This window comes from Zoogloea sp. GDB6, assembly GCF_056724105.1.
Window position 1 is genome coordinate 5,340,238 of the sequence record NZ_CM161497.1, and the last position, 12,464, is coordinate 5,352,701.

The window sequence follows — 12,464 nt, forward strand, 5'->3', positions numbered from 1 at the left end:
CTTCATAAGTACGGGTTCCGATATACACAGGCCCCGCCGGACGAGTGCGCAGGGCGCACAAGCGGGCGGGGCCAGGCACTATGTCGGCAATTTTTTCCCACACTGAAGACCGGTATTACCAAAAAAGTGCATCGAAACGGGACACCCCCGCCCTGACAACGCCGCCGGCCACGTGGTTAAATCGGGCGATGACCCCGCCGCCGCCCACTTTGACCGATCCCGCCTCCCCTCCTCCCTCCGGCCGCGAACCGGCCTGGTCGGACTACGCCGTACTGGTCGTCGACGACGAAGCCGGCGTGCGCAACTTCCTCGAACGGGCGCTGCGCGCCCGCGGCTGCCGCGTGGACACCGCCGGCTCGGCGGAAGAAGGCATGGAGCGCCTGCAGCAGCACCACTTCGACGCCATCGTGCTGGACATCGCGCTACCCGGCCGCTCCGGCATGGAATGGCTGCGCAGCCTGAAGAACGACGGCTTCGCCGGCGACGTGATCCTGATCACCGCCTTCGCCGACATCGAGACCGCCATCGACGCGCTGCGCTCCGGCGCCTCCGACTTCGTCCTCAAGCCCTTCCGCGTGGACCAGATCGTCAACTCCCTGCAGCGCTGCTTCGAACGCGCCCGCCTCGACCGCGAGAACTTCGTGCTGCAGCGCCAGGTGGCCGGCCTCGGCGGGCTGGTGGACGGCATGGTCGGCCACTCGGAGGCCATGCGCCGCCTGTCGGAGCTGATCCACCGCGTCGCGCCAACGCCGTCCACGGTGCTGATCCTCGGCGAATCCGGCGTCGGCAAGGAAGTCACCGCCCGCGCGCTGCACCAGATGAGCCCCCGCGCCGAGCGCTCCTTCGTGCCCCTCAACTGCGCCGCGGTGTCCGCCGAGCTGATGGAGAGCGAGCTGTTCGGCCACGTGCGCGGCGCCTTCACCGGCGCCCGCGAAGCGCGCCGCGGCCTGTTCCACTACGCCAACGGCGGCACCCTGTTCCTCGACGAGATCGGCGAGCTGCCGCTGGCCATGCAGACCAAGCTGCTGCGCGTGCTCGAGGAGCGGCGCATCCGCCCGGTCGGCAGCGAAGCCGAAGTGCCGGTGGACGTCCGCGTGGTGGCCGCCACCAACCGCGACCTGCGCGCCGAAGTGGCCGCCGGGCGCTTCCGCCAGGACCTGTTCTACCGCCTGGAAGTGGTCACGCTGGCGATCCCGCCGCTGCGCCAACGCCGCGAAGACATCGCCGAGCTGGCCGTGCATTTCAACGCCCAGCTGGCCAGCCGCCTGGGCCTGCCGCCGCTGCCCCTCGGCCAGGCCGACCTGGCCCGGCTGGCCGCCTACGCGTGGCCCGGCAACGTGCGCGAGCTGCGCAACCTCATCGAACGCTCGCTGATCCTCGGTGGCCTGCCGGCCGACAGCCAGGCGCCGGGCTTCGTCGAACCGCTGCCGCTGAGCCTCGCCGAAGTCGAGAAACGCCACATCCTCGCCGTCCTCGACCAGTGCGGCGGCAGCAAGACCCGCGCCGCGGCGCTGCTCGGCGTGTCACGCAAGACCCTTGACCGCAAGGCCGTCGAATGGGGCCTGGCCTGACGCCCGCCGCCGCAAGACGATGATCCGCCCGCTCCTCGCGCGCTTCACCGGCTCGGTCCGCGCCAAGCTGCTGGCCATGGTGCTGGCGCCGCTGTTCCTCGGCGTGCCGATCCTGCTCGGGCTGGTGTGGCTGTGGGGCAACGACGGCTATCACCGCCTGCTCAGCTACAAGGTCGGCTCCGACCTGGTCACCGCCCACGAGTACTTCGGCCGCATGCAGCACACGGTGGCGGTGGATCTCGGCGCGGTCGCCGGCTCCCAGCGCCTGTCCCAGGCCATGGCCGCCGACGCGCCGGACGCCCTCGCCGCCTACCTGGACGACGCGCGCCGCCAGGCCGGGCTGGACTTCCTGTTCCTGCTCGATACCCACGGCCAGCCCTTGGGCCACCCATTACCCGGACACCTGCCGCGGGCCCGCCGGACCGCCTGGCCGGTGGTCAACGCCGCGCTGGCCGGCTCCGCCTTCACCGCCATCGACGTCTTCGATGCCGACCACCTCGCCGCCATCGACCCGGCCCTCGCCCAGCGCTGCCGCCTGCCGCTGCTGCCCACCGCCAACGCCGCGCCGGACAGCCGCCGCGAAGAAAACCGCGGCCTGTTGATCCACGCCGCGATCCCGGTGCGCGACGGCCACGACCGCCTGGTCGGCGTACTCGAAGGTGGCGTGCTGCTCAACGGCAACACCAGCCTGGTGGACAGCCTCAACACCATCATCTACCGGGACGGCACCCTGCCGTTGGGCAGCCAGGGCACCGCCACGCTGTTCCTCGGCGACACCCGCATCGCCACCAACGTGCGCCTGTTCGGCGAACGGCGCGCCCTCGGCACCCGCGCCTCCCAGGCGGTGCGCAAGCACGTGCTGAGCGACGGCAAGACCTGGCTCGACACCGCCTTCGTGGTGAACGACTACTACGTGTCCGGCTACGAGCCGGTGGTGGACAGCTTCGGCGAGCGGGTCGGCATGCTCTACGTGGGTTTCCTCGAAGCGCCGTTCAGCGTCGCCATGCGCAATGCGCTGCTGACCCTGTTCGTGGTCTTCGTCAGCGTCAGCCTGGGCGGCTGCGTGCTGTCCCTGCGCTGGGCGCGCAGCATCTTCAAGCCGCTCGAACAGGTGGACGCGACGATCCGCCGCATCGGCGCCGGCGACACCGACGCCCGTGTCGGCCCGGTGGCCAGCCGCGACGAGATCGGCCTGCTCGCCGCCGCCTTCGACGACCTCCTCGACAACCTGGCCGCCCGCCGCGCCGAACTGCAGCGCTGGGGCGACGAACTCGACCGCAAGGTGGCCGAGCGCACCCAGGCCCTGCAGGAAGCCCTCGCCACCCTCGAACAGGCCCGCCGCCACCTGGCCATGACCGAGAAGCTGGCCGCCATCGGCGAACTCACCGCCGGCGTCGCCCACGAGATCAACAACCCGGTGGCGGTCATCCAGGGCAACCTCGACGTACTGAAGGAAATCCTCGGCCCCGCCGCCGAGCCGGTGCGCGAGGAGATCCGCCTGATCCACGAGCAGACCCACCGCATCTGGCTGATCGTCACCAAGCTGCTGCAGTTCGCGCGGCCCGGCGAGTTCGCCGGCTACAGCGAGGCCATTGACCCCGCCACGGTGATCGCCGACTGCCTGGTGCTGACCCGCCACAACCTCGACCGCCGGAACATTGCTGTGCAGGTGGACAACGCCGCCACCTGCCCCGTCGAGGTGAACCCCAGCGAACTCCAGCAGGTGCTGATCAACCTGATCGTCAACGCCATCCAGGCCATGCCCGACGGCGGCACCCTCAACATCACCACCCGCGACTGGGCCGATGAGCACGGCGACACCCAGGGCGCCGCCATCGCCGTCTGCGACACCGGCCACGGCATCGCCGCCGAAGACCTGTCGCGCATCTTCGACCCCTTCTTCACCACCAAGAAGGGCTCCGGCACCGGCCTCGGCCTGTCGATCAGCTACGCCATCGTCGAACGCTACGGCGGCCACATCGAGGTCAGCAGCCGCCCCGGCGAAGGCGCCTGCTTCACCATCCACCTGCGCTGCGAAGCCCGCTACGCCGACACCCCGTCGGCCCCCGGCTTCACCGCCCGGCGCATCGAAGCCGCCGGCTAGCGGACCAAAAGCGCCGGCCCGGCAGCGGCCATCGGCGCCACGACGGCGGATTGCCATACCGCCCGATGCCCTGGTGACGTGCCGAAACCCGTGCTGCCCAATCCCGCATCGGTTTACGACGGGAAAAAGTCAGGCCGTCGCGTGACAAACCCCTTTCACGCCATCCCCCCCCACGGCCTGACGCGACAAATCCATCCCATGACGTCACAAGACCATCCCCTGGCGTCGCAAGCCCGTCCCATGGCGTCACAAGCCCATCCCATGGTGTCGCAAACTCATTTTGCGACGCCATGAAGCCGGTTCGCCATCCGATGAACGCAGCTTGGGATGAGACAAAACCGCGTCCTCACAGCGGGAAATCCCGCCACCACGCCACGCTGGCATTTCCCGGCATCGCCAAACCGTGCCACGACATCACAAGGACAGCGCCCGGCATCGCAACGGCCGTTTGCGACGTCGTCGGCACAGTCTGCGACGCCCCAACTCCCCCCGTGGCGGCCTGTCTCGGGATTCACATGCTTGTGACAACGGCGGTCTGGTTCGCTGCAATAGCCTTGGTAGTCGAAATAGCCAGCGTGATCAACACCGGCAATCCTGGATTTGAGAATCGACGTCGCCATGCCATCTTTATGGTTGCCGGCTTTCTGGTTGGAATGTACGGGGGACGTATTGTTGTTCGCATATTTGAACGTGATCATGGCAATTAGTCGGCCCTGAACAATCGGCACCTGCCTTTCCGCACGCGGGCTGAGCCCTGGGAGCTTGCCGAACCCTTCAGTTTCCAGTCCAATGGCATTCATTTTCCGGAAGGCTTGGAGGGCGATTTTCCGATGACGCCCCCCGATTTCTTCGGTGCCCCGGCCTTTGCGGGCAACCCCTGCACGCCGTCAGGCGGTGGAGCCGGTGATCAGACACCTGAAGGAGGACTACGGACTACGGCGGAACTAGCCAAAGGGGTCGGAAGGCGATGTGCCGCACCCGGCGCTCTGTGCCACCTGGCACAAGCTGCGCTGCTTGCTGCGGGCGGTGGCTCGCTTGGGGCCGCAATAGGCGAGGCAGGTGCAGCAAACGCAGCTACTGGTGGCGGTAGCGGTTACGGGTGCAAAAAGTGATTTCCACATTTCTAATTCTGGTTATTGTATTCGGCATGCTGATGGATTTTCATTCATGCTACCTATTCATGCTCCGCAATAGAAAAGGACACGGTCCATCGGGTATTTTTATGGCGACCCTTATCGCATGCTATTTATTACCGCTTATTATTACCAACCACCCTGTATTTACTCATTCTATTTGGCTCGATTGTGCAATATTGCTTTCTTTTCACGTTCTAGTTGTTTTCCTGATTCCGATAGTGGATAGAAAATGGTTTTCTGGCCCCAGGCCACGATAGCCGGATTTACTCAATGAAATAAAAGAGGATACAAGGGGCAAGCCACGGATATTCCAGAGCCTGGGGGCTGTCACCCGCAGCTACACCGTGGCCAACGGTAGCAACCAGTGCAGGCTGACCAACACGCCTGACCCTTACCGAGGCACTAAACCTTCGTTCGGTGCTTTGCTCGGCGTGTTGTGTGCCCTGATCCTGCCTTGATTTTTACTATGGAGAATCAATGGTGATTTATTCGGCCTGTGTCGCGCTAGCTCTTTTTCGATGGTTCGATCGTTACCCGAAGTATGCAAAGGCCTTGATCAAGGCCGGCTTCGACGATTTCTTGATTGACGAGCGCCACATTGAGTCCTTTGCCGAAACAGAGGAGGATCTAGCGCTGCATCGACGGATGGAGGCGGAATTTGCACAACAGTCATTTTACGATGAGTGCCTTCTGAGTGGCCCGGATGTGTTTGGCTATGACCGCCCGGCTCCCTACGAGGGTAACTGGTTGGACAGTCTTTACGCTGAGACTGTGGCCGAATTGCGCGTCCGCGGCGAGATCAAACGCGCGGAAGAACTGACACGCCCGCATTTGGATCCCTGCTATGTTCGGGAAAGATCATGGTGGATGGCGAGCGATCAGAACTGGAGATACAGGAGTATTACTCTAGTGGATCAGCGCTTGCAGCGTCGTGATGAGATTGCCGCCTCAGGTGCGGTGGCCGTTCCGTCGGTGGAGGATGAGTCAGAGGCCGTGAAGGATTTCGTGGCGGCCTGCATGCTAAATGAATTGCGTGATCCGGCATGGAAACGCATCAAACGAGGTGACAAGAAACGCGTCATTCTGGCCAAGCGCCTAAATGGCGACCAGGAATTGCGGTTCGAGTTGGAGGATCTGCATGGTTTATGGAGCTTCAGTCAGTTCCATCCGAGATGGATCGGCCCCGACAAAGAGTGCTACTTCCCCCCAAATTTCGTTGATCCTTCACTGGGCTTGCATGTGCGCTCACTAGCAGGTCGTTTTTCGGATAGAGCGAAGGTCAAGATTCCTTTTTTCTACCTCGTCGAACGGCCGCGGGGCGTGTACCGCAACCCAGCCCACTTGGCAGTGGCGATTGGGGGCTGGATAGCGCTTTACCGGATGGTGGCGGCCGATGTCGAGGCAGCCTGTGTCGCTTGCCGTGCCCAATGTGGATAAGCGATTCAGGTGCTTACAGAATTCGCTTTAATGGTTTTGTCATTGCGCTGTTGGCTTCTATCGTTACGACGCCCGCGGGAATCTGGTCCAGTTCATCGACGCGCTGGGCAACACCACCCGCTTCGAGTACGACCGCAACGACGAGGCGGGCAATCTCACCGAGAAGACCGAAGCGGGCAACCGGCTCACCCGCTACGGCTACGCCCCCCTCACCCGGCGGATCTGGAAGGAACTGTACCGGGACAAGAGCGGACAAGCCCCGGCACAAGCCAGGCACACCCTCTACCTGTACCCCGACGGCAGCGTCAGCACCCAAACGGGCCCGCAGATCACCACTCAATACGGCCCGCGGCCGGGGGCCCCGTTCGGCACGGGGCTGCTCTTCGTGAAGACGAAGAACAGCAGCGGCGAGGACAGTGTCGCCTACTACCACCCCGACCACCTGGGCACGCCGCTGCAGGCGACGGACAAGGCCGGGCGCATCGTCTGGGCGGCGCGCTACGAAGCCTTCGGCCGGGCCACGCTAACCACCCCCGCGGCGACGGCGGAGGCGCCGGTCATCGTCTCCCGGCTGAGGTTGCCGGGGCAGTACGAGGATGAGGAGAGTGGGCTGTATTACAACTTCCGGCGGTACTATGATCCGGAGACCGGGCGGTATACGACCCGGGATCCGATTGGGTTGGAAGGTGGGGTGAATGGCTACGCCTATGTGGGCGGGAATCCGCTGGGCAGCGTGGATCCGAATGGGCTGAGCGCGCTCGGAGATGCAGGTGCATTTCTCGGCGGTTGGGGCGGGAGAGTTGGGGGAGCTGCTGCCGGCGAGGCAGTGTTTCCCGCTGGCGGTGGGGTGCCTGGCGCAATCATTGGTGGTCGCTTGGGCGCGTGGGGTGGTCGTGCCGCCGGCGAATGGCTGAATGACCTCATATTTTCAGCGCCGCCACTTTCGCCTGCAGATGAGGCACAAAAGGATAGAGACCATGATGCTTATCACAATACCTGTGATAAACCGGAGCCCCCCAATCTGACGCCCTGTGAGAAAGCCCGTTGGAGGTATCGACAAGCGATGAGTTGTCAAAGAAAGCGCTCTGAGTGGGAGGAGCGTTGGGGCCATCCTGGAAGCAAAGCGGCTCACGAGCGCGCCTTGGCGCACGTTAAGCAGCGTTTGAAGAATGCGGCAGAAGACATCGCTAAATTTTGTGTTTGTGGCCCGCAATGAAAAATCTCCACGAAATATTCAATCGTTGCGAAACGACGGGAGCATGGCATGGTGAGTCGATTACCTCCGTTCACCAGAGAAACTACATGCAGGACACGGTTTTGCATACTGTTTGCAGTTGGGGTGATGCCGAGTCTGTTGCAGCGCTAATTGCTGCTGGCGCTGACGTGAATGCTAGAGGCGACCAAGGAGGAACCCCTTTGTTTAATGCTGTCGTCGGGCGAAATGTCGAGGTCGTGAAGCTGCTGCTATCAGCAGGGTCCAATCCTGCCGAGAAGAACGACTATGGGCGACTCGTTGTCGACTATGCGCGGAACGTTTCAGCGCCAAGCGACATAGTGAGACTTCTTGAGTCTCCACCTAATGCGAGGCGAGCCAAGCGGTAGGCATGCTCGTTGCTCGAAGAATGGGCCTCTAGAAAAAATTTTTCTGACCCCAGGAGGCCGCCTTCGTCTTCGCTCCGCAACCCCGCGTCACGCCTCGACAAAACGCCTGTAACTATGACGGATGGGTGCCTGGGCGGAGCTACGTTCAATCTGACCCCATCGGGTTAGCGGATGGCATCAATACGTATGCATATGTCGAAGGGAACCCGATCAGCTTCACGGATCCCATGGGGTTGATGGGCGGCGGAGGTTACTCGGCAGCGCACAGTGGCAATAGCTGCACGCCAGGATAGGCGGGCATGCAGAACAAGTCTGTTGCGTATCTCGGTCCGGTCGAGGTGAACTACACGACAAAGGTGGGCGGTGCCAGTTCGCTATACCTGGGTCTTCGAGCGCCCGGCCTTGGAATCGGCAACTTCACCGAGGGCTATGCCACCGCCGGGAGCATGGCGGGCCCCACCATCAAGGCGTCAGGTGGTGCTAGGCTTGGCTTCTATGTGCAAGCTTCGGTGGCAGTCTCAATCGGCGATGGATCGACCGGTGGCGGTGGGTCAGCGAGCGGAGGTTTCGGTGGGCGAACTGACAGGTTCTATGGCATCGCGCCCCCATCGCCGGGTGCCGGCTGGACCTTCCCTGTCAACAGAACAGCGGTTCGGGTGGTAGGAGCTGCACATGTGCAGGGCGCTAACCGTCGCGATCGTGTTGTGCGTGATGCTTCTGATTCCTGCCGGCGCACTTGCTTGGTCAGCATTTCTTGCATCGGTCAAACTGCATCGTGCCGGAGCTGGAGTTCTTGTCGAAGGTCTTCGCGACGATGCGGGAATGACCGCCTTCGAGCGTGAGCACTTGCGGCGCGTGATCGCCAACGACTTTGCTGAGCAGCCGGACCTAACGTTACGCCAGCTGGCCTCGAAGGCGAGGATGTGGCTACTGGTGTCTGCGGGAATAGGCGTCGGCCTCGTTCTTCTGCTGCTGGCTCGAACCTCCGCTTACTGTGTCGGTTGAAGCACTCATCGCGGTCGTACTGTCCCCGTGACCACTTCCGTGGTCAGCTAGCGGACGTAAAGCCTTCCTGCAACGCAAAGACATTGCGGCCGGCTCGTCCGGCTGCCTACTGCCCACCGTGGCCCTTCGGGGCGCGTTGGAACGGTTCATAGACTCGGCGCCCTTGGGCGCTGACAACTTGGCCAGGCTGGACCTGGCCATCATCGAAGCCCCCCACCGAGGCGGCGATGCAGGGACTTCGAGGACCTGCAAAGCGGCGCGCCAGGGAAGATGCGTCCGCAAGGACCATCGACGCTGATCGCATCATGAAACGCTGCCGAATGGCGGCCCGCTCGGCCAAGCTGCCGAGCTGAACCCCATCAAGCCGGTGCTTTGCCGGCCTACCAGGTCGGCACACGTCCGCATGCGCTTGAACACCGGCACACCCCTGCGCCTGCACCGCTTCGCGGTCCAGGCCGAAGGCATCACCCTGCGCTCACGCGCAAGGCGCCACCCCATCGACGCCCCCTTCGTGGTCGCGCGAGCCCTCATGGCTCGCGTGCGCTGCGAGCCGTGCGCGCTCGATCTACCCGACCACGGCAGGCCGCCAAAGCGCGACCGACCGGCGCCGCCGAAGCAAGAGCGCCAAGGCCCCTGCACGCCTGTACCCCGCGCAGGCCATCGATCCCAAGACCGAAGGAAACCATGACTCACATCGACACCACCCCTGGCGCTACAGCAGCCCAGCCGCAGGCGCAGCGTAAGCACCCGGCAATCCCCTCTTGACCGGGCCTCAGGCTGAATCCGGTGCCCACCGATGCGGCAGCAACGCCCCGATCCGACTCTGCGGCTGAGTGGGCAACCTCACCGAGAAGACCGAAGCGGGCACCCGGCTTACCCGCTACGGCTACGACCCCCTCAACCGGCGGATCTGGAAGGAGCAGTACCGGGACAAGGCCGGCAGCCTGCTCAACCCGGCCAAGCGCACCCTCTACCTGTACGCCGACGAAGGGCTGATCGGCGAAGCCGAACAGGCCCTCAACCTGACCCCCGACGGCAGCGTCAGTGCCCAAACGGGCCCGCAGATCACCACCCAATACGGCCCGCGGCCGGGGGCCCCGTTCGGCACGGGCCTGCTCTTCGTGAAGACGAAGAACAGCAGCGGCGAGGACCGTGTCGCCTACTACCACCCCGACCACCTGGGCACGCCGCTGCAGGCGACGGACAAGGCCGGGCGCATCGTCTGGGCGGCGCGCTACGAAACCTTTGGCCGGGCCACGCTGACCACTCCCGCGGCGACGGCGGAGGCACCAGTCATCGTCTCCCGGCTGAGGTTGCCGGAGCAGTACGAGGATGAGGAGAGTGGGCTGCATTACAACTTCAGGCGGTACTATGATCCGGAGACGGGGCGGTACATCCAGAGCGACCCGATTGGCCTGCAAGGCGGCATCAATACCTACGCCTATGTTGAGGGGAATCCGGTTTCGAGCACGGACCCCGAAGGGCTGTACGCAAACATCGCAATTGGTGTTGGCATCCGGGGCATAGGCGGGCGGGCTTTGGCTGGTGCCATCGGTGTAGAGGCGCGCAAGTATGGCCCTGCAGGTATGGTGGCAGCCTGTGTTCTTGCAGGCGTCTGTATGTTCCAAGAGAAGACGCCAAATGAAGGTGAACCTGGGTCCTGTCATGTGACCCTGGTAGTGGGCAAGAACGCATCTACTGGCCCGATGGCGGGCCAGAGACGGATCTGGACTACGATCATGCCCACTCGGATGAACGAGGTAGGTGGCAGCCTCATTCGCACAACTGGGAGCGCGGACCCAATGGGGAGCGGAGGCGCGTGTTCGGTGGTCCCTTCTCACCTTGGCCTCAAGGCAGGCCTACTGGCCCAAGGAGCGGCCCGTGAACATTCAAGACTTCGAAGTCACAGCCATTCGAGTTGATAGGCCAGCTGCTCTGGCCACAATCGAATTACGGGCACCAGAAGGTGGCCGACACGCTTTGATCCTCTCAGGTGTCAAGGCCTTTAGGGTCGAAGACCTCGTTATGCAGAACGAGGTCGGGCAAGTACTGCGCAGTGGCGGCAGGGGACGAATTGACGACACGGAGATTGGGCGCTGGATCATCTGGGCTACCAGCCTCTCGGACGCCCGATCTTGGCTTTATGAAGAGAAGCGAACAGAGTGGGTGCAGTTGTGCCTCTCCGGTGCGCTTGAGCTGGTGGTGCTGCTTCCGTCCGTTGGTGCTCAGATTGCGGCGGTGTGTGAGCGGGTGACGCTTACCGACCTCTCCGCGCAAGGGTCTGCGCTCGTCTCGCGGCGGAATTGAAGCCACGGCTCATGCCTTGCTCTCGGGGCCTTGAAGTCACAAAGCTTGGGGGCAGATTTTGCGCCTTGCTTCCCGTCGCTCGACGGCCTCGCGCGTGGTGCTGTTGTTCAGGCATCGGCATTTTGATGCCTTGAAAGTGCTCGGCTACTTCCAACCTAGATCGCGCCACTGATTGTGTACGCATATGTCGGCGGGAATCCGTTGACCAGGACGGATCGCATGGGGTTGGCCACAGATGGGGCCCCGCTCAATTCGATGAACTGTCAGGCTCTCAATGATCTGTTGGCCTACGAAGACCAGAACGGCAAGACGGCAACACTGCTGAAGTTCAATACCCTCAATTTCTCAGATAGCATGGTCGCCCTCGACGCTGCGTTCCCGTCGATTGGTGGGCAGGTGAGCATCGATTGGATGATGCGGAGTGGCGGTGCCGGTACGGTGGCGGTTCCCGGTGCGAGTCATCTGCTTTACTGGGGAATGAAACTAACGTGGAACAGCATGAACATGACAAAGCCATGGAAGAACATTTCTGGCGAAGCCAACTCAAATGGCCCCGTCGCCTTCAACTACTGGCTATATGGTGACGTTTCGCTGCGGAAGATGTTTGCCCCGGCCATGGAGCAATGCAAGTGCAAGGGCCAGTAGTTAATCAGGCCCTGAATTTGGCGTTGGCGATCTTCGGCTCGGTGTGGTTCATGCCGGTCAGCTTCTTGGTCGGCACCCACGTCGGATTGGAGCTTGTCTGTGTTCAAGCCGGATGCTCACGCACCATGGACCACGGTGAGGCTCCTCACTCGAGTTTCACCGTGTTGATCGAACGGGGACAAGGAGAGCATCCTGACGCCGTCCCGCTAAGTGATATTCAAGACTTCTTTGCGAAGCATCCGAAAGCGACCCTGTTGATGTCCAACAAGGCCGGCGCGACTGCCGACCTCGCGTGGGAATACCACGCCGAATCGCAGTCACCTGGCCGGCAGTTCGTCCGCGTGGAGCATCTCGATAGCAGTCGAATGACATTCACCTACTCGGCGTCGGCTCAGACACTTCAGCCACTGAAATCGGAGGTTGCGAGTGTCGGTCAGATGATGCTGGGCACGCCTCTGGGAATGCTTTTGGCATGGATTGTTCGCGTGGCAACCATGCGAGTTCGGCGCCGAGCCGAAGCGCCGGGCTCGAGGGGCAGGCCTTAAACCCAACGCCCACGGGTTCCTGCGGCGGGCCTCAGGTTTGAAGTCCCAGCAAGCACTGCAAGAAATGGTAACCATTCAGCCCCCCGGTTGTGACACTCCCCCCGAGGCAGCC

General features: G+C 63.1%; 11 protein-coding genes and 1 pseudogene. 11 read left to right on the forward strand and 1 reads right to left on the reverse strand.

Annotated features, from left to right (window positions below):
* Positions 1 to 188 precede the first annotated feature (188 nt).
* Both AC1PQG_RS24330 and AC1PQG_RS24335 read left to right on the forward strand, forming a co-directional pair.
* The gene (locus tag AC1PQG_RS24330) at positions 189 to 1,571 is read left to right on the forward strand and encodes a sigma-54-dependent transcriptional regulator (RefSeq protein ID WP_481120308.1); all 1,383 of its coding nucleotides are present in this window, start codon (positions 189 to 191) and stop codon (positions 1,569 to 1,571) included.
* 19 nt (positions 1,572 to 1,590) lie between these two features.
* Positions 1,591 to 3,675, forward strand: a complete 2,085-nt coding sequence (locus tag AC1PQG_RS24335; RefSeq protein ID WP_481120309.1) for a sensor histidine kinase — start codon at positions 1,591 to 1,593, stop codon at positions 3,673 to 3,675.
* Between the two features lie 275 nt (positions 3,676 to 3,950).
* Here AC1PQG_RS24335 and AC1PQG_RS24340 read toward each other — a convergent pair whose 3' ends face one another.
* Entirely contained in the window at positions 3,951 to 4,475 is a 525-nt protein-coding gene (locus tag AC1PQG_RS24340) for a hypothetical protein (RefSeq protein WP_481120310.1), read from the reverse strand.
* 813 nt (positions 4,476 to 5,288) lie between these two features.
* Between AC1PQG_RS24340 and AC1PQG_RS24345 the strand changes: the two genes are divergently transcribed.
* The 9 genes and pseudogenes from AC1PQG_RS24345 to AC1PQG_RS24385 all read left to right on the forward strand — a co-directional run bounded on the left by AC1PQG_RS24345 (position 5,289) and on the right by AC1PQG_RS24385 (position 12,352).
* Positions 5,289 to 6,248 carry a hypothetical protein gene (locus AC1PQG_RS24345; protein WP_481120311.1) on the forward strand — a complete coding sequence of 320 codons (960 nt, stop codon included), beginning with the start codon at positions 5,289 to 5,291 and terminating at the stop codon, positions 6,246 to 6,248.
* A gap of 385 nt (positions 6,249 to 6,633) precedes the next feature.
* Positions 6,634 to 7,464, forward strand: a complete 831-nt coding sequence (locus tag AC1PQG_RS24350) for an RHS repeat domain-containing protein (RefSeq protein ID WP_481120312.1) — start codon at positions 6,634 to 6,636, stop codon at positions 7,462 to 7,464.
* Between the two features lie 86 nt (positions 7,465 to 7,550).
* On the forward strand, positions 7,551 to 7,850 hold the full coding sequence (locus AC1PQG_RS24355) for an ankyrin repeat domain-containing protein (protein WP_481123057.1): 300 nt from the start codon (positions 7,551 to 7,553) through the stop codon (positions 7,848 to 7,850).
* A 122-nt stretch (positions 7,851 to 7,972) separates the two neighbouring features.
* Positions 7,973 to 8,143 (forward strand): annotated as a pseudogene (locus AC1PQG_RS24360) (RHS repeat-associated core domain-containing protein); the annotation flags it as partial.
* 379 nt (positions 8,144 to 8,522) lie between these two features.
* Positions 8,523 to 8,855 (forward strand): hypothetical protein, encoded by a 333-nt coding sequence (locus AC1PQG_RS24365; RefSeq protein ID WP_481120313.1) that lies wholly within the window; start codon positions 8,523 to 8,525, stop codon positions 8,853 to 8,855.
* A gap of 833 nt (positions 8,856 to 9,688) precedes the next feature.
* Positions 9,689 to 10,777, forward strand: coding sequence for an RHS repeat-associated core domain-containing protein (locus tag AC1PQG_RS24370; RefSeq protein ID WP_481120314.1), 1,089 nt, complete (start codon positions 9,689 to 9,691; stop codon positions 10,775 to 10,777).
* Positions 10,737 to 11,162: a hypothetical protein gene (locus AC1PQG_RS24375; RefSeq protein ID WP_481120315.1), complete on the forward strand. Its 426-nt coding sequence runs from the start codon at positions 10,737 to 10,739 to the stop codon at positions 11,160 to 11,162. The genes AC1PQG_RS24370 and AC1PQG_RS24375 overlap by 41 nt, the downstream gene beginning before the upstream one ends.
* 219 nt (positions 11,163 to 11,381) lie before the next feature.
* Positions 11,382 to 11,807 carry a hypothetical protein gene (locus AC1PQG_RS24380; RefSeq protein ID WP_481120316.1) on the forward strand — a complete coding sequence of 142 codons (426 nt, stop codon included), beginning with the start codon at positions 11,382 to 11,384 and terminating at the stop codon, positions 11,805 to 11,807.
* A gap of 23 nt (positions 11,808 to 11,830) precedes the next feature.
* Entirely contained in the window at positions 11,831 to 12,352 is a 522-nt protein-coding gene (locus AC1PQG_RS24385) for a hypothetical protein (RefSeq protein ID WP_481120317.1), read from the forward strand.
* Positions 12,353 to 12,464 lie beyond the last annotated feature (112 nt).